At 68.6% G+C, this 21,467-nt stretch carries 22 protein-coding genes, 3 tRNA genes and 2 pseudogenes; 17 read left to right on the top strand and 10 right to left on the bottom strand.

Going from position 1 to position 21,467, the window contains the following annotated elements; genetic code table 11:
* The first annotated feature begins 55 nt into the window (after positions 1–55).
* On the top strand, positions 56–706 hold the full coding sequence (locus tag MJQ72_RS38490; protein ID WP_240595856.1) for a DedA family protein: 651 nt from the start codon (positions 56–58) through the stop codon (positions 704–706).
* Between the two features lie 149 nt (positions 707–855).
* Here MJQ72_RS38490 and MJQ72_RS38485 read toward each other — a convergent pair whose 3' ends face one another.
* A complete protein-coding gene (locus tag MJQ72_RS38485) occupies positions 856–2,016 on the bottom strand; it encodes an alkaline phosphatase PhoX (protein WP_240595855.1) in 1,161 nt (386 codons plus the stop codon).
* A 131-nt stretch (positions 2,017–2,147) separates the two neighbouring features.
* On the opposite strand from MJQ72_RS38485, the gene MJQ72_RS38480 reads away from it, so the two are divergent.
* Positions 2,148–2,351 carry a hypothetical protein gene (locus MJQ72_RS38480; protein ID WP_240595854.1) on the top strand — a complete coding sequence of 68 codons (204 nt, stop codon included), beginning with the start codon at positions 2,148–2,150 and terminating at the stop codon, positions 2,349–2,351.
* Positions 2,352–2,381: 30 nt separating this feature from the next.
* Here the strand turns inward: MJQ72_RS38480 and MJQ72_RS45245 are convergent.
* The 5 genes and pseudogenes from MJQ72_RS45245 to MJQ72_RS38460 form a co-directional block, all read right to left on the bottom strand.
* A pseudogene (locus MJQ72_RS45245) lies at positions 2,382–2,495 on the bottom strand (helix-turn-helix domain-containing protein); the annotation flags it as partial.
* Between the two features lie 17 nt (positions 2,496–2,512).
* Positions 2,513–2,713: a hypothetical protein gene (locus MJQ72_RS38475; protein ID WP_240595853.1), complete on the bottom strand. Its 201-nt coding sequence runs from the start codon at positions 2,711–2,713 to the stop codon at positions 2,513–2,515.
* A gap of 166 nt (positions 2,714–2,879) precedes the next feature.
* The gene (gene lon, locus MJQ72_RS38470) at positions 2,880–5,282 is read right to left on the bottom strand and encodes an endopeptidase La (RefSeq protein ID WP_240595852.1); all 2,403 of its coding nucleotides are present in this window, start codon (positions 5,280–5,282) and stop codon (positions 2,880–2,882) included.
* Between the two features lie 166 nt (positions 5,283–5,448).
* A complete protein-coding gene (locus MJQ72_RS38465; protein ID WP_240595851.1) occupies positions 5,449–6,297 on the bottom strand; it encodes an SAM-dependent methyltransferase in 849 nt (282 codons plus the stop codon).
* An 18-nt stretch (positions 6,298–6,315) separates the two neighbouring features.
* The gene (locus tag MJQ72_RS38460) at positions 6,316–7,254 is read right to left on the bottom strand and encodes a GNAT family N-acetyltransferase (protein WP_240595850.1); all 939 of its coding nucleotides are present in this window, start codon (positions 7,252–7,254) and stop codon (positions 6,316–6,318) included.
* Between the two features lie 280 nt (positions 7,255–7,534).
* On the opposite strand from MJQ72_RS38460, the pseudogene MJQ72_RS38455 reads away from it, so the two are divergent.
* The 6 genes and pseudogenes from MJQ72_RS38455 to MJQ72_RS38430 all read left to right on the top strand — a co-directional run bounded on the left by MJQ72_RS38455 (position 7,535) and on the right by MJQ72_RS38430 (position 11,570).
* Positions 7,535–10,149: pseudogene (locus tag MJQ72_RS38455) on the top strand (putative bifunctional diguanylate cyclase/phosphodiesterase).
* A gap of 78 nt (positions 10,150–10,227) precedes the next feature.
* Positions 10,228–10,300: transfer RNA gene (locus MJQ72_RS38450), tRNA-Thr, on the top strand.
* Positions 10,301–10,350: 50 nt separating this feature from the next.
* A tRNA-Met gene (locus MJQ72_RS38445) sits at positions 10,351–10,423 on the top strand.
* Between the two features lie 45 nt (positions 10,424–10,468).
* Positions 10,469–10,633 carry a 50S ribosomal protein L33 gene (gene rpmG / locus MJQ72_RS38440; protein WP_005152047.1) on the top strand — a complete coding sequence of 55 codons (165 nt, stop codon included), beginning with the start codon at positions 10,469–10,471 and terminating at the stop codon, positions 10,631–10,633.
* 86 nt (positions 10,634–10,719) lie between these two features.
* The gene (locus MJQ72_RS38435; RefSeq protein WP_240595849.1) at positions 10,720–11,169 is read left to right on the top strand and encodes a MaoC family dehydratase N-terminal domain-containing protein; all 450 of its coding nucleotides are present in this window, start codon (positions 10,720–10,722) and stop codon (positions 11,167–11,169) included.
* On the top strand, positions 11,166–11,570 hold the full coding sequence (locus tag MJQ72_RS38430; protein ID WP_240595848.1) for a MaoC family dehydratase: 405 nt from the start codon (positions 11,166–11,168) through the stop codon (positions 11,568–11,570). The genes MJQ72_RS38435 and MJQ72_RS38430 overlap by 4 nt, the downstream gene beginning before the upstream one ends.
* Positions 11,571–11,646: 76 nt before the next feature.
* Here the strand turns inward: MJQ72_RS38430 and MJQ72_RS38425 are convergent, their stop codons facing one another.
* Positions 11,647–12,579 (bottom strand): SGNH/GDSL hydrolase family protein, encoded by a 933-nt coding sequence (locus MJQ72_RS38425; protein ID WP_240601527.1) that lies wholly within the window; start codon positions 12,577–12,579, stop codon positions 11,647–11,649.
* A gap of 117 nt (positions 12,580–12,696) precedes the next feature.
* On the opposite strand from MJQ72_RS38425, the gene MJQ72_RS38420 reads away from it, so the two are divergent.
* Positions 12,697–12,912, top strand: a complete 216-nt coding sequence (locus MJQ72_RS38420; RefSeq protein WP_240595847.1) for a hypothetical protein — start codon at positions 12,697–12,699, stop codon at positions 12,910–12,912.
* A 39-nt stretch (positions 12,913–12,951) separates the two neighbouring features.
* Here MJQ72_RS38420 and MJQ72_RS38415 read toward each other — a convergent pair whose 3' ends face one another.
* Both MJQ72_RS38415 and MJQ72_RS38410 read right to left on the bottom strand, forming a co-directional pair.
* The gene (locus MJQ72_RS38415) at positions 12,952–13,848 is read right to left on the bottom strand and encodes a TIGR03619 family F420-dependent LLM class oxidoreductase (RefSeq protein ID WP_240595846.1); all 897 of its coding nucleotides are present in this window, start codon (positions 13,846–13,848) and stop codon (positions 12,952–12,954) included.
* On the bottom strand, positions 13,845–15,074 hold the full coding sequence (locus MJQ72_RS38410; protein ID WP_240595845.1) for a pyridoxal phosphate-dependent aminotransferase: 1,230 nt from the start codon (positions 15,072–15,074) through the stop codon (positions 13,845–13,847). Before MJQ72_RS38410 ends, MJQ72_RS38415 begins: the two co-directional genes overlap by 4 nt.
* Positions 15,075–15,279: 205 nt before the next feature.
* On the opposite strand from MJQ72_RS38410, the gene MJQ72_RS38405 reads away from it, so the two are divergent.
* From MJQ72_RS38405 to MJQ72_RS38380, 6 genes are all read left to right on the top strand, one after another.
* Positions 15,280–15,352: transfer RNA gene (locus MJQ72_RS38405), tRNA-Trp, on the top strand.
* A gap of 27 nt (positions 15,353–15,379) precedes the next feature.
* On the top strand, positions 15,380–15,832 hold the full coding sequence (gene secE / locus MJQ72_RS38400) for a preprotein translocase subunit SecE (protein WP_007031001.1): 453 nt from the start codon (positions 15,380–15,382) through the stop codon (positions 15,830–15,832).
* A 76-nt stretch (positions 15,833–15,908) separates the two neighbouring features.
* A complete protein-coding gene (gene nusG, locus MJQ72_RS38395) occupies positions 15,909–16,748 on the top strand; it encodes a transcription termination/antitermination protein NusG (RefSeq protein WP_240595844.1) in 840 nt (279 codons plus the stop codon).
* A 78-nt stretch (positions 16,749–16,826) separates the two neighbouring features.
* Positions 16,827–17,261: a 50S ribosomal protein L11 gene (gene rplK, locus MJQ72_RS38390; RefSeq protein ID WP_005152062.1), complete on the top strand. Its 435-nt coding sequence runs from the start codon at positions 16,827–16,829 to the stop codon at positions 17,259–17,261.
* Between the two features lie 81 nt (positions 17,262–17,342).
* On the top strand, positions 17,343–18,056 hold the full coding sequence (gene rplA / locus MJQ72_RS38385) for a 50S ribosomal protein L1 (RefSeq protein ID WP_240595843.1): 714 nt from the start codon (positions 17,343–17,345) through the stop codon (positions 18,054–18,056).
* 76 nt (positions 18,057–18,132) lie between these two features.
* The gene (locus MJQ72_RS38380) at positions 18,133–18,897 is read left to right on the top strand and encodes an alpha/beta fold hydrolase (RefSeq protein WP_240595842.1); all 765 of its coding nucleotides are present in this window, start codon (positions 18,133–18,135) and stop codon (positions 18,895–18,897) included.
* Between the two features lie 166 nt (positions 18,898–19,063).
* Here MJQ72_RS38380 and MJQ72_RS38375 read toward each other — a convergent pair whose 3' ends face one another.
* On the bottom strand, positions 19,064–19,909 hold the full coding sequence (locus tag MJQ72_RS38375) for a hypothetical protein (protein WP_240595841.1): 846 nt from the start codon (positions 19,907–19,909) through the stop codon (positions 19,064–19,066).
* A gap of 326 nt (positions 19,910–20,235) precedes the next feature.
* On the opposite strand from MJQ72_RS38375, the gene rplJ reads away from it, so the two are divergent.
* Positions 20,236–20,787: a 50S ribosomal protein L10 gene (rplJ, locus tag MJQ72_RS38370; protein ID WP_192747811.1), complete on the top strand. Its 552-nt coding sequence runs from the start codon at positions 20,236–20,238 to the stop codon at positions 20,785–20,787.
* A 48-nt stretch (positions 20,788–20,835) separates the two neighbouring features.
* On the top strand, positions 20,836–21,222 hold the full coding sequence (rplL, locus tag MJQ72_RS38365; protein ID WP_037332742.1) for a 50S ribosomal protein L7/L12: 387 nt from the start codon (positions 20,836–20,838) through the stop codon (positions 21,220–21,222).
* Positions 21,223–21,467: the final 245 nt, after the last annotated feature.

Raw genomic sequence — 21,467 nt, 5'->3', positions numbered from 1 at the left:
AACCCGGGCGATTCGTACGTTCGTTGACATCCGCAGACGACCACGAAAGGCCGCCATGAACCTCCTTCTCGCCCAAACCGCCAGTGAACCGATGGGAGGACTCGCCGGCTGGGCGGTGTCACTGATGGACGCGCTGGGTGGTCCGGGCGCCGCGATCATCGTCGGCCTGGACAACCTCTTCCCGCCGATCCCCAGCGAACTGGTCCTCCCGCTCGCCGGGTTCTCCGCCAGTCAGGGCACGTTCACGCTGATGGAAGCGCTGGTGTGGACGACGTTCGGCTCGGTGGCGGGCGCGATCATCGTGTACTACCTCGGCCTGTTGCTGGGCCGCGACCGCACACGCCGCTGGATGGCGAAGATCCCGCTGGTCAAGGCGTCCGACTTCGACAAGACCGAAGCCTGGTTCCAGAAGCACGGCACCAAGGCGGTGTTCTTCGGCAGGATGGTGCCGATCTTCCGCAGTCTCATCTCCCTGCCAGCCGGAATCGAGCGCATGCCGTTCTGGCGCTTCCTGGCCCTGACCACGCTGGGCAGCCTGATCTGGAACACGGTGTTCGTCCTGGCGGGCTATGGCCTCGGGGAGAGCTGGCATCTGGTCGAGGAATACGCCGGGTTCTTCCAGTACTTCGTGATCGCCGCCGTCGCTGTCGCCCTGACCCTCTTCGTGGTGAGCCGTCTCCGTGAGAAGTCCCGTATCGACGCCTGAGCCGTGCGGGGCGCCTGGGTCGGGCGCCCCGCACGCCGGTCTTAGAGCCTGTTGGGGGAGCTGAGATGTGCCCTGGTCGAAGGCCTCGCTATCGCGGTGGCAGGGCGCCCTGCCACCGCGATAGCGGACGTGGGTTCACCAGCAGGAGCTCAGGAGCGGAAGGGGCCGGTCACCTCGTAGGTGATCCCGCCCGAGGACGAACCGGAGGTGCCACGCTGGGAAGAGAAGTACAGCCGGTTGCCCGCCGGGGTGAAGGCGGGGCCGCAGATCTCCGACGAGCTCTGGCCGTTGATCCGCAGGAAGGGGGCCACGATGTCGTTCGGCGTGATGATGCAGATCTCCATGTTGCCGCCGTCTTCGGCGACGTACAGGTCGCCCGACGAGGTCCCGGTGACGTTGTCGACGCCGGTCAGCGGGGCCGAGCCGGGGCTGACCAGCGAGTCGTCGTAGGCCAGCTCGTAGGTACTGTTCGTCAGGTTGAGCTGCCAGACGCGGTTGTCGCCCTTGGTGGTGAACCATGCGGTGTCGTTGGCGTAGTGCAGTCCTTCGCCACCGTTGAACCGCTTCGCGCCGGACACCTGGTTGCGGGTGGCGGTGGGGGAGCCGTCGGGGTCGGGAACGTTCGCCCAGGTGAAGCTGCCCGAGGTCGCCGTGCCCGCCTTGAGCACCTGCAACGTCCCGGCGGAGAGGTTGCCCCAGGTCGTCGGGACGAAGCGGTAGAAGCAGCCGTCCGAGGTGTCTTCGGTCAGGTAGACGACCTTGCGTACCGGGTCGGCCGCCGCGGCCTCGTGCTTGAACTTCCCCATCGCGGGCCGCTGGACGGCGGCCGTGGCCGGGCCGTTCGGCTGGCATTCGTAGACGAAACCGAGATCGGTCTCTTCACAGGAAAGCCAGGTGTTCCAAGGAGTCTTGCCGCCCGCGCAGTTCTGGCGCGTGTTCGCCAGGATGCGGTGGGCGCCGGTGATGTTCCCGCTCGCGTCGAATTTGACCGCGCTCGCGCCGCCGCCGGGGGTGATCTCCGAGTTCGACACGTAGATCCAGCCGCTGCCGTCGGCGAACACCGCGCCGCCGTCCGGGGCGCTGTGCCAGGTGTACCCGGTGTTCGCGACCTGCTGGCCGGACCTCGCGATGACGCGGCTGGTGAATCCCGCCGGCAGCTGGATCCCGTTCGCGTCGGCCGCCTGGAGGGCGCCGTACGGGCTGGGTCCGTTCTGGGCGGGCGCGGCGAGAGCCGCTCCCGAGAGCCTGTTTCCGAACGCCGTGACGCTGGCGCCGACCACGGCCGCGCGCAGGAAATTCCGTCGCTTCACTCGTGCCTCCGAGACATCCGCTGATGTGGTGGTGCGGGATGGAGCGGGTCGGAGAGTACGGGCGGAACGGGACATCCAGGTGAATTCGCGGCGTATTCACCGCGAGGAGGGAACTTTCGTAGGGAACCTTCGTGCTGAACGATTTCTTTCGCTTTGCGAAGGCCCGGCGCTTCGGCGCCGCCGCGCTGTGCGGCGATTTCCAGCGCGACGAGTATCCGGTCGAGCGGCGCGCATCCGCCATTGCGGTGGTGGCGACGTCCGATCAGGTGACGCCAGTCGGCGAGATACTCGTCGACCCCGAGCTCGTCGGGGACCGTCCGGAGCAGGGCGCGTAACAGGACTCGCATCTGGTTTTCGTTGCTGGGCAAGCTGTTCCGGGCCAGCAGGTCGGCCAAGGTGCTGCGGGACCAGCCGGTCGCGGCAGCCAGCGCGCGGATGCTGAGGCCGCTTCGGTCACGGAGTTCGCGCAGCCGCGCCATGAACTCCGCTTCCGTGTTCATCGGAGTGCCTTGGCGGGCGCGGGTTGGCGGAGAACGGCGCCGAACAGGGCGATGGCGATCCCGGCGGCGATCGTGGAGCTGGTGCCGGCGAAGGTCAGCGCCGCGGTGAATCCGGTGAGAATGCTCAGACAGACGATCTGACCGGCCGAAACGCACCTGCGCCTCGGCCGCAACGGGGAAAGAATTCCTTGACTCATGACCTTGCCCTCTCAAGGATCACGCACCCCGGCTGGGTGGCACGCAATGTACGTTATCAAAACGTGATAGGGAGTTTAAGGCGAGTCAATGTCCGGGTTCGTCCGGATCTCGGAAGCCGAAAGCCCCGGATCCCGCGAAGAGATCCGGGGCTTCGGCCTCGCGCCGTTACGCCGCTTGGGCGACCGGAGCCGTCGCCGGGGCCAGCGCGATGTCCAGCACGTCGCGGACGTTCGCCACGGCGTGGACGTCCAGCTGTGCCAGCACTTCGGCCGGGACGTCGTCCAGATCGGGCTCGTTGCGCTGCGGGATGATCACCGTCTTCATCCCGGCCCGGTGCGCGGCCAGCAGCTTCTGCTTGACCCCGCCGATCGGCAGCACGCGCCCGGTCAGCGACACCTCACCGGTCATCGCGACGTCCGACTTCACGACCCGACCCGAAAGCAAGGACGCGAGGGCGGTCGTCATCGTGATACCGGCGCTCGGCCCGTCCTTGGGCACCGCGCCCGCCGGGACGTGCACGTGGATGCCGCGGTCCTTCAGATCGCCGACCGGGAGTTCCAGCTCCGCGCCGCGCGAACGCAGGTACGACAACGCGATCTGCACCGACTCCTTCATCACGTCACCCAGCTGACCGGTCAGCGACAGCCCGGTGGAGCCGGACTCCGGATCCGCCAGCGACGCCTCGATGTAGAGGACGTCACCGCCGGCACCGGTCACCGCCAGCCCGGTGGCCACGCCCGGGGTCGACGTGCGCTGGGTCGACGCGGGCAGCGAGGACTCCGGCAGGTGCCGTGGGCGGCCGAGGTAGGTCTCCAGCCCGTCGGCGTCGATCGTCAGCGGCAGCGCGACCTCGTCCAGCGCGACCTTGGTCGCCACCTTCCGCAGAACCTTCGCGATGGTCCGGTTCGCGTTGCGCACCCCGGCTTCCCGCGTGTACTCGGCGGCGATGCGGCTGAACGCGCCGTCGGTCAGCGTGACGTCGTCCTTGCCGAGACCGGCGCGCTCCAGCTCGCGGGGGAGCAGGTGGTCGCGGGCGATGGTGACCTTCTCGTGCTCGGTGTAGCCGTCGAGGGTGACCAGCTCCATCCGGTCCAGCAGCGGGCCGGGGATGGTTTCGAGCGCGTTCGCCGTCGCGAGGAACACGACGTCGGACAGGTCGAGCTCGACCTCGAGGTAGTGGTCGCGGAAGGTGTGGTTCTGCTCCGGGTCCAGCACCTCCAGCAGTGCGGCCGTCGGGTCGCCGCGGTAGTCGGCGCCGACCTTGTCGATCTCGTCGAGCAGCACGACCGGATTCATCGAGCCCGCTTCCTTGATGGCGCGGACGATCCGGCCGGGCAGCGCGCCGACGTAGGTGCGGCGGTGACCGCGGATCTCCGCCTCGTCGCGGATGCCACCGAGCGCGACGCGGACGAACTTGCGGCCCATCGCCTTCGCCACGGACTCGCCGAGCGACGTCTTGCCGACCCCGGGAGGGCCGGCGAGCGCCAGCACCGCGCCCGAACGGCGCCCGCCGACGGGGCCGAGGCCCGACTCCGCGCGACGTTTGCGCACGGCCAGGTACTCGATGATGCGTTCCTTCACGTCGTCGAGACCGGCGTGGTCGGCGTCGAGGATGTCGCGCGCGGCGGCGATGTCGTGGACGTCGGTGGTGCGCTCGTTCCACGGCAGTTCGAGGACCGTGTCCAGCCACGTGCGGATCCAGCCGCCCTCGGGGGACTGGTCGGAGGTGCGCTCCAGTTTGTCCACTTCGGACAGTGCGGCCTTCTTGACCGCGTCCGGCAGCTCGGCGGCCTCGACGCGGGCGCGGTAGTCGTCGTCGTTGGCCGTGCCGTCGAGTTCGCCCAGCTCCTTGCGGATCGCTTCGAGCTGGCGGCGCAGCAGGAACTCCTTCTGCTGCTTCTCCATGCCCTCCTGGACGTCCTTGCGGATGGTGTCGGTGACCTCGAGTTCGGCCAGCTGCTCGCGGCTCCATTCGAGGGCCTTTTCGAGCCGTGCCGAAACGTCGAGCGCGGTGAGCAGTTCGAGCTTCTGCTCGGTGTTCAGGTACGACGAGTTGCCCGCGAGGTCGGCGAGCGCGGACGGGTCCTTGACCTCCTGGACCGCGTCGATCATCTGCCAGCCGCCACGCTGCTGGAGGATCGCGAGGACGACGCTCTTGTACTCGGACGCGAGCTTCGCGGAGTTGTCGTCGGTGGTCTCGGTCGCGACCTCGGCGTGGACCCAGCGGGCGGCGCCGGGGCCGTCGGCGATGCGGCCGACGACGGCGCGGCGGGTGCCGCGCAACAGCACCGCGGTCTTGCCGCCGGGCACCCGCCCGATGCGCTCGACGGTCGCGATGGTGCCGAGCTCGGCGTACTCGCCGTGGACGCGGGGGACGATCAGCACCTCGGCCTTGGTGGCGGCGCTGGACCGGATCCCCGGGAAGGAAGCCTGGGCAGGCGTGTTGGCCTGGGCGGACTCCACCGCGGCGCGCGTCTCCGTGTCGGCGAGGTCGAGCGGGACGATCATGCCCGGCAGCACGACGTCGTCATCGAGCGGGAGGACGGGCAGGAGGCGGTTGTCGGTCATCTGTGCACTCCTCGGTTAGTTGAGTCTGTCTAGCTCAACTCTCCGATCGACCCGTTTGTTTCCTCCGCGCGTTCGCCGTCAGCGATCACCTACTCATCCGACCTCTGCGCGGTGCGCGTCGCCTTTAGCCCGCTAAACGCGACGCGCACCGGCGAGAGGTCGGAGGTCAGGGGTGGACCGAGACGCCGCACCAGGCGAACGGCCGGGCGCCTTCTTCGTCCCGCCGCAGCTCCCGCACGGGCCGCCAGTCCGGAAGGTGGACGACGCCGGGCTCCAGCAGCGGCCAGTCACCGAAGAGCGGCTCGATCTCTTCGCGGTCCCGCATCCACACCGGATTGCTCGTCTTCCGGTACTGCTCGACCATCCAGTGCAGCCCGTCGGCGTCCTTGCCGGTCTGGCCGCCGAAGCTCATATGCGACAGCCCCAGCCAGCTGCCCGGCGCGAGCGCGTTCCGGTACGTCGCGACCAGTGCGGGCGGATCGTCGTGCGGCCCGGCGAAATGCAGGACGGCCATCATCATCAGGCACACCGGCTGGTCGAAATCGATCAGCCGCAGCGTCTCCGGATGCCGCAGGACGTCCTTCGGTCGCCGCATGTCCGCCTGGACGATCCCCGCCCAGTCGGTCGCCTCGTGGCGTTCGAGGATCAGCTCCGCGTGCGCCACCGCCACCGGCTCGTAGTCGACGTACACGACCTTCGCCGTATCGCCGGGCTCCAGTTCCTCTTGCACGATCTCGTGCACGTTCCCGGCTGTCGGGACACCGGAGCCCAGATCGATGAACTGCCGGATGCCGGCGTCCAGCGCCGCGCGCACGACGCGGTTCATGAACTCGCGGTTGTGCCGCGCGCCCGGTTTGACCCAGCGCCACTGCTTTTCCAGTGCCCGGGCGAACTCTCGATCGACCGCCCAGTTGTGTGTCCCGCCGAGGAACCAGTCGTAGATCCTCGCCGCGGACGGCTTCTCGGTGTCGACCCCGGTCGGCGCCACCGGGGCCGCGTCATCGTCCCTCGTCACGAAACGAGCCTATCCGGATCACGGGACGGCCGGTCGCCGCCGCCAGTACGTCCAGAGCGGCCGGTAGCCCTGCGCGTACCAGAACGGTGTCGAGCGCGGATTGGCCAGCGCGTGGTGCAGCAGCACGGCGTCGGTGCCGCATTCGTCGAAGACCTGGTGCGCGTGCGCGGCGAGCGCGGTCCCCACCCCGCTCGAACGAGCCTGTTCCGCCACCGCCAGCGACGACAGGTAGCCGACCTTCTCGGCCGCGACCCGGCCGCGGATCCACGCCGTGTCGCCGGGGAACTGCACCCGCACCATGCCCAGCGGACGGCCGTACAGCTCGGCGATCCACAACGTCGGATTTTCCCGGCCCAGCTCTTTCGACAGGTCCGCCGTGATCGTTTCCTCCGCGCCCTCGCGCAAAGTGACAGAACCGAACTGCGCGTCATAACGCTGCAATTCCAGTTCCAGTCCGACGGCGGTTTCGAGATCATCCACTTCGGCGGGCCGGATGTGCACGCCGGGAGTGGCGGGCGGTCCGGTCACGGCGAGCCGGTCGGCCGGGCGGACCGCGATCACCAGCACCGGCGCGAAGCCGCGACGCAGTAATTCGGCCGAGCCGGGGGAGTCCCGGCTGGGCCGCACCACGGTCGCCGCCGTCTCGACATCCCCAGGTGGGGCCACGGTCTTCAGATGTTCATCCCATCGGGTGAGTAATGCGTCGAGGGCCGCTTCCGGGCTGGGGCCGGTGAGGCGGGCTTCGAGGCGATGCTCGACGAGGGCCCGCCACGGAGAGTCAACAGAATCGGGGCCCGCTTCGGTCCGTACCGACAATCCGGCGGCGGCCGAGTCGCCCGCTGTCGCGGAGAGTGACACGGAGCCCTCGGCAGGCTCCAGTGCAGGCATTTCGGGGAGCAGGGCGTCCACGGTGGCGAGCCGCTCGGCATGCCCGGCGGCGATGGCGTGGCTATTCATAGGGCTATTCAAGCCCCTACTCACCGGTCCGCCGGGAACTTCACGAGATTGGCCGGAGCGTGGCGCCAGGTGACTTCCGGTAGTCGGAAGGAACGCGAATAACGCTCCCATTTCACCCCTTGGTCCACGCAGGTCAGCGCGACGCGCCCATTGTTAACCCTGGGGTGATCTCATACTGTCTCGAATGGGACTTGGGTACGCCCTCCGGGGTACTGTATTGCCCTCGTCCCCGAGGTCGCGGTAGGACAAGACCGGTTGGGCAGCCGGGAAGGAAGGTCGGATGCCGGACACGAACGGCAGGCCCGGGAGCGCCGCACAGGCGACAGCGGGCAAGGGAGGCGCCGTTACGGAGGCTCGTACCGACGAGCGACGGTTCCGCGTTTACACCTTCGCGGTACTCACCATGGGCATCGCCGCCGCGGCCGCGGTCAGCCTTTGGCTGGACTTCGAGGCCTCGGACGATCTGCTGTGGATCGGGCCGATCCTCGCCCTCGCGTTCCTGCTCGCCGAACAGCTCGGCATCAACGTCGACGTCCGCAGCGGCATCTCGTGGACGATCTCGTTCACCGAGATTCCGCTGGTCATCGGATTCTTCGTCGCTCCTTTCGAAGTCGTGCTCGCCGCGCATCTCGCGGCGGGGATCGGAACGCTGCTGGCCCGCAAGGTCGCGGGCCGCGTCCTCTACAACGCCGGCGCGTTCCTGCTGGAGATCACCGGCGCGTTCGCCGTGGCAGGACTGGTGAAACAGGCCTCCGGCGCCCACGACATGACCTGGATCGCCGCGCTGGCGGGGACTTTGACCGCGCCGCTGGTCAGCACGCTGCTCGCGCTCGCCGCCGTCCGCGTGCTGCGCCGCCGCATGCGGGTCAGCACCGCGATCCGGCTGACCGGCCGCATCCTCGTCGTCGGTTTCGTCAACGCCTCGGTCGGTCTTTCCGGATATTTGGTCATTTCCGGGACGCCGAAGGCCTGGCCGCTCGTGCTGGCCGTCTTCCTCGGGCTCACCGCGCTGTACTGGGCGTACTCGGATCTGCTGCGCGAGCAACGCGACATGGAAGCGTTGTCCGACGTCAGCCTGATGGTCGCGCGCTCCGGTCAGCAGGCCGCCGCAAGGCCCGCCGGGCGCGCGGACGAACTCGTCGGCGGCGTGGACGTCCGCGAGTGGGCGACCATCGCCGAACGCATCAAGGACCAGCTCGCCGCCGGCCGCGTCGTCCTGAGACTTCGACTGGAGCCGAAGGACACCATGCGGATGGTCGTCGCGGGCGACGAACTGCCGCCGGTCGACCCGGCCGCCGACGACCCGCTGCTGCGCCTGCCCGGCGCGCACGTCCGCCACTTCCGGATCACCGAAGCCAATCCCGACGTCCGCTCCGCGTTGCTCGACCGCGGCGCGCAGGAGGCGCTGGTCGTCCCGTTGCGCAGCGCGAACCAGCTCCTCGGCGTCGTCGAAGCGCACGACAGGCTGAGCCGCTGGCGCGGGTTCGGCAAGTACGACGTCCAGCTGCTCGGCACGATGGCCAGCCACCTCGCGACGTCGCTGGACAACCGGCGCCTGCTCGCGACCCTGCGTCACGACGCGTACCACGACCCGCTGACCGGTCTGCTCAACCGGCCGGGCTTCCGCCAGGTCGCCAAGGAACCGTTGCGGGAACAGGTCGACGCGGTCGTGCTCCGGGTCGATCTGGACGTCTTCTCCACCGTCAGCGACGCCCTCGGCTACGTCTGGGCGGACCGGATGGTCATCGCCGCGGGCCGCCGGATCCGTGACGCGCTCGGCCCCGACGTCCCGCTCGCCAGGCTCGAAGGCGCTTCCTTCGCGGCGCTTCTCGTCGGCTGCGCCCCGGAACGCGCCCAGGCCGCCGCGGAACTGCTCCGCGCGGAACTCGTCGCCCCGTACCCGGTGGACCGGCTCTCCGTCGAAGCCAACGCGATGATCGGCTACGCCACCTCGTCGGCGGAAGACGACGACCAGGTCGACGTCGACGGGCTGCTGCAGCGCGCCGACGTCGCCGTCCGCGCGACCAAGGGCGGCGAAGAGGTCCGCGGCTACATGGCCAGCATGGGCCAGATCTTCATGCGCCGGTTCCAGATGGTCACGCAGTTCCGGCAGTCGCTGGAAGAAGGCCAGCTGAGCGTCCACTACCAGCCGAAGATCACCTTGCCGAACCGGCAGATCCAGGGTGTCGAGGCGCTGGTGCGCTGGGTGCACCCGGAGTTCGGCAGGCTCGGCCCGGACGAGTTCGTCCCGGCGATCGAAGCCGCCGGCCTCATCGGCGTCCTGACGTCGTTCGTGCTCGAAGAGTCGTTGAAGCGCGTGCGCAAGTGGCTCGACGAGGGCCTGCGCATCTCCGCCGCGGTGAACCTGTCGGTGCGGAACCTGGCCGACGAGGACTTCCCGACGAAGGTCGCGCGCGAGCTCGACCGCTTCGGCATCCCGCCCGAGCTGCTCACCTTCGAGCTGACCGAGTCCGGTGTGATGTCCGACCCGCAGAAGGCGCTGCCGATCCTGCGGGAGCTGCACTCGCTGGGCATCGTGCTCGCCGTCGACGACTTCGGCACCGGCTACTCGTCGCTGGCGTACCTGCGGCAGCTCCCGGTCGACCAGGTCAAGATCGACAAGAGCTTCGTCCTCGGCATGGGCACCGACCTCGGCGACCTCGCCGTCGTGCGCTCCATCGTCGAGCTGGGTCACTCGCTCGGCCTCACGGTCGTGGCGGAGGGGTCGAGGAGGACGTCGCGCGGGATCAGCTCGAGGCGATGGGATGTGACGTGGCTCAGGGCTACCTCATCTCGCGGCCGCTGCCGGAGGACCGCCTGGAGGCGTGGCTGCAGGCCCGCACGGCGCGTTCGCCCGGACGACACTCCGAGACCGTCCTGACCCTGCTGACCTGAGGTTTTGCGGTAACGTACCCCCTGTTTCAGGCGCCGGCGAGGACTTGCTAATCTTTCCAAGTCCTCGCGAGAGGCAAGGCCCCTTTAGCTCAGTCGGCAGAGCGTTTCCATGGTAAGGAAAAGGTCTACGGTTCGATTCCGTAAAGGGGCTCGCGACCTCAGCCGCGTCACGCAAGCGTGTCGCGGCCTGGTTCATGTAAGGGCGGTGTAGCTCAGTTGGCAGAGCAAGCGGCTCATAATCGCTGTGTCGCCGGTTCAAGTCCGGCCACCGCTACGCGGTAACCCTGGGTGTCCCAGGCCTAGTAGAGAAGGAAATGCTGTGGCTGCCACTGACGTGCGACCGAAGATCACGCTCGCGTGTGAGGAGTGCAAGCACCGCAACTACATCACCAAGAAGAACCGGCGCAACAACCCGGATCGCCTGGAGATGAAGAAGTTCTGCCCGAACTGCGGTACGCACCGGACTCACAAAGAGACCCGCTGAGCGTCTAGCGGTTCTACCTGTCTTACCGAAGCCGTCCTGGTCACCAGGGCGGCTTCGGTATTTTCCGGGTTCGGTAGCCTGCTCGGGTGGCCTTGGACCAGTCGTTCACCGGGCGGGTGTACCCGCCGACCAGTACCTATGAAGTGAGTCGCGAGAAGATCCGGGAGTTCGCCGACGCGCTCGGCGACACGAACCCGCTCTACCGCGACACCGAAGCGGCGAAGGCGGCCGGCTATCCCGACGTCATCGCGCCGCCGACGTTCCTGACGATCATCAACCTCGCCTCGATCAACGCGATCGTCTCGGACCCCGAGCTGGGCCTCGACTATTCGCGGATGGTCCACGGCGACCAGCGGTTCACCTACACGCGGCCGGTGCACGCGGGCGACGTGCTGTCGCTCACCACGCATATCGACAACATCATGGCCCGCGCCGGGAACGACTTCATCAACCTGCGCGCCGAGATCGCCGGCGCCGACGGCGGCCTGATCGCCACCACGAACGCCCAGCTCGTGGTCCGAGGGGAGGACGCGTGAGCACGTTCACCGTCGGGGAAGAACTGACGCCGCTGACCATCGATGTCACCCGCGACCAGCTGGTGCGCTACGCCGGCGCGTCGCTGGACTTCAACCCCATCCACTGGAACGAGGCCTTCGCCAAGGAGGTCGGCCTTCCCGACGTCATCGCGCACGGGATGCTGACCATGGCGCTCGGGGCGCGGCTCGTCACCGACTGGCTCGGCGACCCCGGCCGCCTCGTCGACTACTTCGCGCGCTTCACGCGCCCCGTGGTCGTGCCGAACGAGGGCGCGGCGACGATCGAGTTCACCGGGAAGGTCGCCGTGGTCAACGACGACGGCACCGCCCGCGTCGACATCACCGCCAAGTTCGAGGGCAAGGCCGTCCTGGGCAAGGCGCAGGCGGTCGTCCGCACCTGACCTCACGGGGGAGCAAGGGACCTTTGCTATCGCTCGCTTAGCCTGCCTAAGTAAGTGGTAGCAAAGGTCCCTTGCTCTACGCGAGCTTGAGCAGCTTCTCCAGGACCTCCGCCATTCCCTGCCCGCCTCGGGCGTTCGGGTGCAGGGGCGCCGCGGGCACCAAGGGCGTGGGGCCCTCGACCCATCGCCGGTTCGCGGCACTGCACATGTCCCGCCCTTTGCTCGCGGTCGACATGTCGGCGAAGCCCGCTTCGTGCGCCTTCGCCGTGTCCTGCAAGGCCGTGTTGAGGCGTTTCAGCGAGTCGCGGAAGTAGGCCACGTCCCCCGCTCCGACCGGCAGGACGGGCCAGCAACCGGCGTCGTCGTCCGGAAGCACCGTCGGGTATCCCACGACCACGATGCGCGCCGAAGGGGCCTTCGCGCGGATCTGGTCCAGGATTCCGCCGAGCCGGTCCGCCGCGGCGGTGATCCGCTCGGCGAGCTGGTCGCGCCCGCCCGCGGTCAGCTGGGTCTTGCAGGGCGAAGCGGTCTGTATCTGCGTCGCGCACTGGCTCGCGAAGCCGGCGAAGCCCACGTCGTTCCCACCGATCCCGACGGTCACCAGCGTCGTGTCGCCATCGACGGCGTCGAGCTGCGGGGCGTTCGTGCCGTCCCGCGTCTTCTGCTCGCCGGTGAGGTGCTCGGTCGTGGCGCCGCCGCAGCTGACGTCGACGAACTCGGCCGGACGCAGCTTCGCGGCGAGCAGGCTCGGGTAGTTGTTGTCCGAGCGGTCGCAGCCCGCCGGCGCGCCCACCGGCCGCCCGGTGCCCGGCGAGGCCGTGTAGGAATCGCCCAGGGCCACGTACCGGCCCGCACCGTCCGAAGTGGTGACCCCCGCCGGTGTCACCGCCGTTCCACGCTCCCAAAGGTGATAAGCGATCCCCAGGACGGACAGCACGATCACCAGGAAGAGGCAGCCGCCGCCCGTTCTTCGCTGCGTCACCCGTTCGTTGTACGCGACCTGGGTCACCTTTGTCATCGGGCCGACCGTCGGTGAACTGAGCGTGAACGGGTGATCTCCGGTTGCCTGAGACGTGGATCACGTTCAGGGTGGTGCGCGTACCTGCCCCGAGGAAAGGCGAAAACCGTGAGCCTGAACTTGAACAAGCTGGTGGACAAGGCGTGGGAGGACAAGGGCATCAGCGAGCTGCTGGACGCCCCGCCGTCCGCTCTCGAAGGTCTGACCAAGAAGCACGACGAACTCCTCGCCGAACTCAAGATCAAGACCATCCGGGACCTCGGCAACTGGAAGTACGCCGCGAAGGCCCACGCGCTCGTCCAGCTCGCCGACGGCGAATCCTGACCCTCACTGAAGGCCCTTCCCGGTGAACGGGGAGGGCCTTCAGGTCTTCGGAACGAGGTCGCGCAGTTCCGCGGCGAGGTCGAGCGCGTGCGTGACGTCCCGCGCGAGATAGTGCGGGTCGACGAAGGCTTCGGCGATCCCGGTTTCGGCGGCCGCCTCCAGCTGCGCCGCGACGTCCTTGAGGTCCGTCCCCGGCTTCGGATTGATCCGCAGCACCCGCCGCAGCGCGCCGGGGTCGCGGCCCGCCTTCTCGGCCGCGGCCTCCACGGTTTGCCAGAGCTTCGCCAGATACGGCGCGGGAAGACCCGCCGGAAGCCAGCCGTCCGCGCGGCGGCCGACACGATCCAGCGCGACCGGCGACAGCCCGCCGAGCAGCACTGGCGGATGCGGGCGCTGCACCGGTCGGAGCCCCACCTTCGCCGCCGGGATCCGCCAGCGGTCGCCTTCGTGCTCGAGCAGGTCGCCGGTCCAGAACTTCCCAAGGACGTCGAGAAGCTCCTCCAGCTGTCCGCCGCGCCCCTTCCAGGGCGTGCCTGTCGCCGTGTACTCGTCGCGAAGCCAGCCGATGCCGAGCCCGACGTCCAGACGGCCACCACTCACCTGATCCAGTGAAGTGAGCATCCGGGCGAGCACGACGGCCGGATACACCGTTCCGGTGAGCGTGCTCGTGCCCAGCCGGACCTTGTTCGTGACGCTCGCGGCCACCGTCAGCAGGATCAGCGGATCGGCGAAGGTGACGAATTCGGGCGGATACGGCCGTTCCGGTGTGCCGCCGGGGTAGAAATCCGACGGCGAGACCGGCGCCAGCACCCGGTCCCCGACCCACAAGGACTCGTACCCGAGCTCCTCGGCGGCCGCGGCGAAACCGGTCACGGCGTCCATCGACGCGAGGGGACCGTATTGCGGAAGCGCGATTCCCAAGCGCACCGCGGTCACCGTGCTTCCGCGAGCAGACGGCCCATCCGGGTGATCCCTTCGGCGAGATCGTTTTCGTCCAGCGCATAGGAAATCCGGAAGTATCCCGGCGTCCCGAACGCCTCGCCGGGCACCACGGCGACCTCGGCCTCGCGCAGGATCAGATCCGCCAGCGCCACCGTGTCGGCCGGACGCTCGCCACGGATCTCCTTGCCCAGCAAGGCCTTCACCGACGGATAGAGGTAAAAAGCGCCGAGTGGCACCGGAGTTTCGACTCCCGGGATCCCGGAAAGCAGGGAAAGTGCCTTCTTCCGCCGGGCGTCGAACGCCTCACGCATGGCGAAAACGGCGTCGAGCGGACCGCTCACCGCCGCCAGCGCGGCGCGCTGCGCGACGTTGGAAACGTTGCCGCACAAGTGGGACTGGTACGCCGTCGCCGCCTTGACCACGTCCTGCGGGCCGAGCAGCCAGCCCACCCGCCAGCCGGTCATCGAGTACGTCTTCGCGACGCCGTTGAGGACGATCGTCCGGTCGGCGAGTTCCGGGACCAGGACGGGCATCGAGGGCGCTTCGGCACCGTCGTAGACCAGGTGCTCGTAGATCTCGTCGGTGATCACCCAGAGGCCGTTTTCGTGCGCCCAGCGACCGATCGCCTCGACCTGCTCGCGCGGGTACACCGCGCCGGTCGGGTTCGACGGCGACACGAACAGAAGCACCTTCGTGCGCGGCGTCCTGGCGGCTTCGAGCTGCTCGACGGTGACCAGGTAGCCCGTCGTCTCGTCCGCCGTGACCTGCACCGGGACACCGCCGGCGAGGGCGATCGACTCCGGGTACGTCGTCCAGTACGGCGCGGGCAGCAGCACCTCGTCGCCGGGGTCGAGCAGCGTCGCGAACGCCGAGTAGACCGCCTGCTTGCCGCCGTTGGTCACCAGGACGCGGCCGGGGTCGACCTCGAACCCAGAATCGCGGAGGGTCTTCGCCGCGATCGCCTCGCGCAGCTCCGGCAGCCCGCCCGCGGCGGTGTAGCCGTGATTGGCCTTGTCCCGGACCGCCGCTTCGGCGGCTTCGAGCACGTTGGCCGGGGTGGGGAAGTCCGGCTGCCCCGCGCCGAACCCGATCACCGGACGACCCTGCGCCTTGAGCTCCCGGGCCTTCGCGTCGACGGCCAGCGTGGCCGACGGCGTGATGCCGCCGATCCGGGCCGAAACGCGGGCGGCGGGGGAAGACGAGGGTGCGGGAGCGCTCATGGCGACATCGTGGCACGATCATGGGGTCGGCCGTGGGGGAGTTTCCCCGCGGAAGGCTGCTCCGCGCCGCTTTGAGGGGCGCGGTTGCGAAGCTGTTCGGGGTTGCCGTAGACTTCTGGTCTCGGAACGCACTACGGTCATCCCCGCCACGGCGGTGGGGACGATGGAATGCGTCCTCGGGAGCTCCAGAGCATCGGGGTTCCAAAGGGGTGTAGCTCAATTGGCAGAGCAGCGGTCTCCAAAACCGCAGGTTGCAGGTTCAAGTCCTGTCACCCCTGCGTAAGCGAACTGGTGAAGGCGGAGGAGTGGTCGTGAGCGACAGCGACGCCAGCGGTGAGAAGGCGCAGGACGGCGCCGGGCAGAAGCCCGACGAGCAGTCCCGCCCGGTGACCGCCGCTGCCCGGCGTGAGCGCCGTGCGTCCGCGCGCCCGTCCGGTAAGGCCGACGCCAAGTCGGACGACAAGACCCGCCCCGCCGGCAAGGCGAAGGCCGGGGACAAGACCGAGAAGTCCAAGGACGCCAAAGGCACGGCGACCCCGAAGCGCGACCGCAAGCCGAAGCAGGCGTCGATCTTCGCCCGGCTCATGCGCTTCATCCGTGAGGTCTGGGCCGAGCTGCGCAAGGTCATCTGGCCGAACCGCAAGCAGATGGTCACCTACACCGCGGTGGTGCTGGTCTTCGTGGTGTTCATGGTGGCGCTGGTGAGCGGCCTCGACCTGGCCTTCAAAGAGGTCGTCGGTGCCGTCTTCGGCAGCTGAGGCAGCCGTTCGCGGTGCCTGAGGGCACCGCACGGTGGCCTGCGCCACGGCAACCGATCAACTGAGAGGACGGAACGTGACCTCCGAGAACGGCACAGCAGCCGGTCATGAGCTGACCGAGCTTTCCGACGAGCAGGTGCACGCGGCACTCGGCGACGAGCAGTCCGAGCACCTGGACTCCGTCGAGGTGCCCGCCGCAGGCGACGAGGTCGACGAAGCCGGAGATGTCGCGGAGGCCGACGAGGCGTCCGTCGAGACCGACGACACCGCCGCCGAGCCCGAGGCCGACGAGGACGTCGACCCGGTCGCCAAGCTGCGCGCGGAACTCAACGCCGCTCCCGGTGAGTGGTACGTCGTGCACTCGTACGCGGGCTACGAGAACAAGGTGAAGACCAACCTCGAGACCCGGACCCAGACGCTGGACGTCGAGGACTACATCTTCCAGATCGAGGTCCCGACCGAAGAGGTCACCGAGATCAAGAACGGCCAGCGCAAGCAGGTGCAGCGCAAGGTGCTGCCCGGCTACATCCTGGTCCGCATGGACCTGAACGACGCCTCGTGGAGCGCGGTGCGCAACACGCCGGGTGTCACCGGGTTCGTCGGCGCCACGTCGCGTCCGTCGCCGCTGACCGTGGACGAGGTGCTCAAGTTCCTCGCGCCCAAGGTCGAGACGGCCGCCCCCGCCAAGCCCGGCAAGGGCGAGGCCGCTTCCGCCGAGTCGCAGCTGGGTGCCCCCGCGGTCGAGGTGGACTTCGAGGTCGGCGAGTCGGTCACCGTCATGGACGGCCCGTTCGCGACGCTGCCCGCGACGATCTCCGAGGTCAACGTGGACGGACAGAAGCTGAAGGTCCTGGTGTCGATCTTCGGCCGGGAGACCCCGGTCGAGCTGTCGTTCAACCAGGTCTCCAAGATCTGACGGCCGCCAGACGGCCGGCAGTCCCCGCGTACTGGCAGGTGTGCGGGGGACTCAAGTCAGTAAGAAGGAACAAACGAAATGCCACCCAAGAAGAAGAAGCTTGCGGCGATCATCAAGCTGCAGATCAAGGCGGGTGCGGCCAACCCCGCGCCGCCGGTCGGCCCCGCGCTGGGTCAGCACGGCGTCAACATCATGGAGTTCTGCAAGGCCTACAACGCCGCGACCGAGTCGCAGCGCGGGGACGTCGTCCCGGTCGAGATCTCCGTGTACGAAGACCGCACGTTCGACTTCAAGCTCAAGACGCCGCCGGCCGCGAAGCTGCTGCTGAAGGCCGCGGGCGTGGAGAAGGGCTCCGGCGAGCCGCACAAGACCAAGGTCGCCAAGGTCACCTGGGACCAGGTCCGCGACATCGCGAAGACCAAGGAATCCGACCTGAACGCGCACGACATCGACCAGGCCGCGAAGATCATCGCCGGCACCGCCCGCTCGATGGGCATCACGGTCGTCGACTGAGTTCCACCCAGCACCACCGTGGGAGAGCCAGTGCTGGCTCCAACACCACACTGATCCGTTGAAGAGTTAAGGACAGAAGCAATGCCCAAGCACAGCAAGGCCTACCGTCAGGCTCTTGAGCTGGTGGACCGCGAGCGGCTCTACGCCCCGCTCGAGGCCGCGAAGCTGGCCAAGGAGACCTCTTCCAAGAAGATGGACGCCACCGTCGAGGTCGCCATGCGCCTCGGTGTCGACCCTCGGAAGGCCGACCAGATGGTCCGCGGCACCGTGAACCTGCCGCACGGCACCGGTAAGACCGCCCGCGTCATTGTTTTCGCCGTTGGTGACAAGGCCGCCGAGGCCGAGGCCGCCGGCGCGGACGTGGTCGGCACCGACGAACTGATCGAGCGCATCCAGGGTGGCTGGCTCGAGTTCGACGCCGCGATCGCGACGCCGGACCAGATGGCGAAGGTCGGCCGTATCGCCCGCATCCTCGGCCCGCGTGGCCTGATGCCGAACCCGAAGACCGGCACCGTGACCCCCGCGGTCGCGAAGGCCGTCTCGGACATCAAGGGCGGTAAGATCAACTTCCGCGTGGACAAGCAGGCCAACCTGCACTTCGTCATCGGCAAGGCCTCGTTCGACACCGAGAAGCTGGTGGAGAACTACGCGGCCGCGCTGGACGAGATCCTGCGCGCCAAGCCGTCGTCGGCGAAGGGTCGCTACCTGAAGAAGGTCACGATCTCCACGACGATGGGCCCGGGTGTCCCGGTCGACCCGGCCCGCACCCGCAACCTCCTCTCCGAGGACGCGTGAGTCTGAGTTAGACATCACTGAGAAGGGGGCGGTCCCGCTACGGCGGGGCCGCCCCTTTTCGTGTTTGCTGGAGAGCATGCCTACCTTCGCGTCGTTCGACGGGCTTCAGCTGAGTTACACCGTTTGGGAAGGCCGTGGGCGCCCGGTACTGCTGCAGCACGGCTTCGCCGCGGACACGAACGCCAACTGGATCGCTCCCGGCGTCGTCGACACCCTCCAGGACGCGGGGCTGACCGTGATCAGCCTGGACGCGCGCGGCCACGGTCGGTCGGCGAAACCGCACGACGAGGCGAGCTACGGCGATGACGCGATGGTGCGCGACGTGTCGGCGCTGCTCGACGCGCTGGACCTCGACGAGGTGTCGATGGTCGGCTACTCGATGGGCGCGATGATCGCGCTCGGCGCGGTGGCCGCCGACCCGCGGATCCGGTGTCTCGCGATCGGCGGGGTCGGTTCGGGGATCGTCGACTTCGGCGGCGTCGACACCCGCGTCGTCACGCCTGAGGCGATCAGCGAGGCGCTGCTCGCTTCGGACCCTTCGACGCTTCCGCCGTCTTCGGCGCCTTTCCGGGCGCTGGCCGACGCGTTGCGGGCGGACCGGATCGCGCTGGCGGCCGTCGCGCGCGGGACGGCGAATCCGAAACTGGACCTGACGGCGATCGCCGTGCCGACCCTGATCCTCGCCGGGGACACCGACCCGCTGGCCGCGGAGCCCGAACGCCTGGCCGCCGCCATCGCCGGCGCCCGCCTCGTCCGCGTGCCCGGCGATCACATGGCCGCCGTCATGCACCCCGCCTTCGGCTCCGCGCTGACCGGCTTCCTGACGTCGCACGACCTCTGACGCGACCTGCGTTTCGCGGGCTAAACGCGACCTGGCGCTCGCACCTGCGTTTCGCGGGCTAATCGCGATCCCGGCGGGCCGGGTCGCCTTTCGCAGGCTAAACGCGATCCGGCGGCCGACCTGCGTTTAGCCCCCTAAACGCGATCCGAGGGTGAAGACGCGCAGGTCAGTTGCCGGCGGGCGGCGCGGGGCAGGGGTCGGGAGAGTTCGCGTGTCCGGTGATCAGCCACTGGCCCATCTCGACTTCCTGCAGGGTGAAGCTGCCCAGCATGGGGCCACCGCGGATGGTGTACCAGCACGAGTGGATGGTCAGGTTCTGCCGCGGGACCACGCTCGACATCGGGCGCACCGCGTAGATGTACGGAGTGATGTCGGTGACCTTGGCGTTCAGCGCCGGGACGGCGGTCGCGCAGTCCGGATAGCCGAGGTCGCGGGCGAACTGGGCCTGCGCTTGTTCGGTCATCGCAAGGCATACCGTTTCGATCCGGACGTCCCGTGGGTACGGCTTGCCGATCGTGTCGTAGATGGCCCGCACGGCCTCCCACGGGCTACTTGCGAGCACTCGGTTGGTGTGGTGCTTGCCGCCGCCACCCTGCACGAACGTCGCCGTGTCCTCCCCGGCGTCGCTGGGGAAGATCTGCCGGTAGGCGATGGTCGCGCCGATGCAGATCAGCAAGATCACGATGATCCAGGCGAGGAGTTTCCCGCCCAGACGCCGCAGCCAGCGCGGCATGCGCGGCCGGGGAGCCGGCACGAGTTGCCCGGGCGGCGGTCCCGGAGGCGCCGGAGGCTGTCCTCCGTAGTGCTGGGTCACGGGCTGCGTGGGCTGTGACGGCACGAGGCCCTGCTGCTGTGCCTCGGTGAACTTCAGATAGTCCTGGAACTGCTGAAACTGCTGGAACTGGCGCAGTTGCTCCTCATCCAGCCGGGGCGCGGGCTGACCCCCCGCCTTGGGCTCGATGTCCGTGCCGGGCTCGCTGCCCGGCTTTCCGTCATCACGCTGCTCCGCCACGTCACCATGATGCCTCGCGAGGCCGTCGGCGCACTCCGCCGGTCGCGTTTAGCCCGCTAAACGCGATCTGGGGGGCCCGTGCGAAGGGCCGGAGAGGCTCGCGTATTCTTGTCAAGGTTCTACCGAAGACCGCTGGTCTTCTCCCGGTCATCTGACCTGGAGAACGAAGGCCCCGCTAGGGCGGGCGACCCGCGCAGGAGGAACGAGGCTCGCTCGCGACGCACTCCGTCGTGTGCCCTGACGCCCCGCGCCTGTCTGCGCTGGGGCGTTTCGTCGTTTCAGGGCTCTCAAGGCCAGTGGACCACTAGCCAAGAGAGGAGGCGACCATGGCGAAGCCCGACAAGGAGGCGGCCGTCGCCGAGATCGCGGAGCGCTTCCGCACCAGCTCGGCCACAGTCGTTACCCAGTACACCGGCCTCTCCGTGTCCCAGCTGTCCCAGCTGCGCCGCGCTCTCGGCACCAATGCCAAGTACCGGGTCGCGAAGAACACCCTTGTCCAGCGTGCCGCCACGGACGCCGGAATCGAGGGTCTCGAGGACCTGTTCGTCGGCCCGACCGCGATCGCCTTCGTCGAAGGTGAAGCTGTTGACGCCGCGAAGGCGCTTCGCGACTTCGCGAAGGACAACAACGCGCTTGTGATCAAGGGCGGCTACATGGACGGCAAGACGCTGTCCGTGGACGAGATCAACCAGATCGCCGATCTCGACAGCCGTGAGGTCCTGCTCGCCAAGGCGGCGGGCGCGTTCAAGGCGAAGCTGTCCCAGGCCGCCGCGCTGTTCCAGGCGCCGGCGTCCCAGGTCGCCCGCCTGGCTGCCGCGCTGGAGGAGAAGCAGCGCAACGCCGGTACCGAAGCAGCCGAAGCACCCGCCGAGAGCTGAACACCCCCACCCCCGAACTTTTAGTTCGTTTCAGAGAGGAAAGCCACCATGGCGAAGCTGAGCACCGCCGAGCTGATCGACGCCTTCAAGGAGCTCACCCTTCTTGAGCTGTCCGAGTTCGTGAAGGAATTCGAGACCACCTTCGACGTGACCGCGGCCGCCCCGGCTGCCGTCGTCGCCGCCGCCCCGGGTGCCGCCCCCGCCGCGGCCGCCGAGGAGCAGGACGAGTTCGACGTCGTCCTCGAGTCCGCCGGTGACAAGAAGATCCAGGTCATCAAGGTCGTCCGTGAGGTCGTCTCCGGTCTGGGCCTGAAGGAGGCCAAGGAGCTGGTCGAGGCCGCTCCCAAGGCCCTCCTGGAGAAGGTCGACAAGGAGGCCGCCGAGGCCGCCAAGGAGAAGCTCGAGGCCGCGGGCGCCAAGATCGCCATCAAGTGATCTCGGGCGCGTCAGCGCCTACCGCAGCACCGTCGAAGGGGCGGGCATCCACACGGATGCCCGCCCCTTTGCTGTCGACGCCCCGACCTGCGTTTAGCCCCTGATCGCGACGCGTAGCCACGCTAAGCATCAGGGCGCCGGATCGCGTTTAGCCCGCGAAAGGCGATCTGTGCGGGCGGAGGGCGGCGGGGGCCCTGACCTGCGTTTAGCCCCCTAATCGCGATCCGGCCTGGGCAGGGGCAGGT

Source organism: Amycolatopsis sp. EV170708-02-1 (assembly GCF_022479115.1).
Classification (GTDB): Bacteria; Actinomycetota; Actinomycetes; order Mycobacteriales; family Pseudonocardiaceae; genus Amycolatopsis.
Note: the sequence above shows the minus strand (reverse complement) of the source record. Positions and strands in the feature narration are given on the sequence as shown.

Bases quoted from the DNA above. Each gene is read 5' to 3' on its own strand.
- MJQ72_RS38475 (WP_240595853.1), bottom strand. From the start codon at position 2,713: ATGAGTCAAGGAATTCTTTCCCCGTTGCGGCCGAGGCGCAGGTGCGTT.
- rplL (WP_037332742.1), top strand. From the start codon at position 20,836: ATGGCGAAGCTGAGCACCGCCGAGCTGATCGACGCCTTCAAGGAGCTC.
- MJQ72_RS38460 (WP_240595850.1), bottom strand. From the start codon at position 7,254: ATGAATAGCCACGCCATCGCCGCCGGGCATGCCGAGCGGCTCGCCACC.
- MJQ72_RS38490 (WP_240595856.1), top strand. From the start codon at position 56: ATGAACCTCCTTCTCGCCCAAACCGCCAGTGAACCGATGGGAGGACTC.
- rplA (WP_240595843.1), top strand. From the start codon at position 17,343: ATGCCCAAGCACAGCAAGGCCTACCGTCAGGCTCTTGAGCTGGTGGAC.
- MJQ72_RS38380 (WP_240595842.1), top strand. From the start codon at position 18,133: ATGCCTACCTTCGCGTCGTTCGACGGGCTTCAGCTGAGTTACACCGTT.
- MJQ72_RS38410 (WP_240595845.1), bottom strand. From the start codon at position 15,074: ATGAGCGCTCCCGCACCCTCGTCTTCCCCCGCCGCCCGCGTTTCGGCC.
- rplJ (WP_192747811.1), top strand. From the start codon at position 20,236: ATGGCGAAGCCCGACAAGGAGGCGGCCGTCGCCGAGATCGCGGAGCGC.
- rplK (WP_005152062.1), top strand. From the start codon at position 16,827: ATGCCACCCAAGAAGAAGAAGCTTGCGGCGATCATCAAGCTGCAGATC.
- lon (WP_240595852.1), bottom strand. From the start codon at position 5,282: ATGACCGACAACCGCCTCCTGCCCGTCCTCCCGCTCGATGACGACGTC.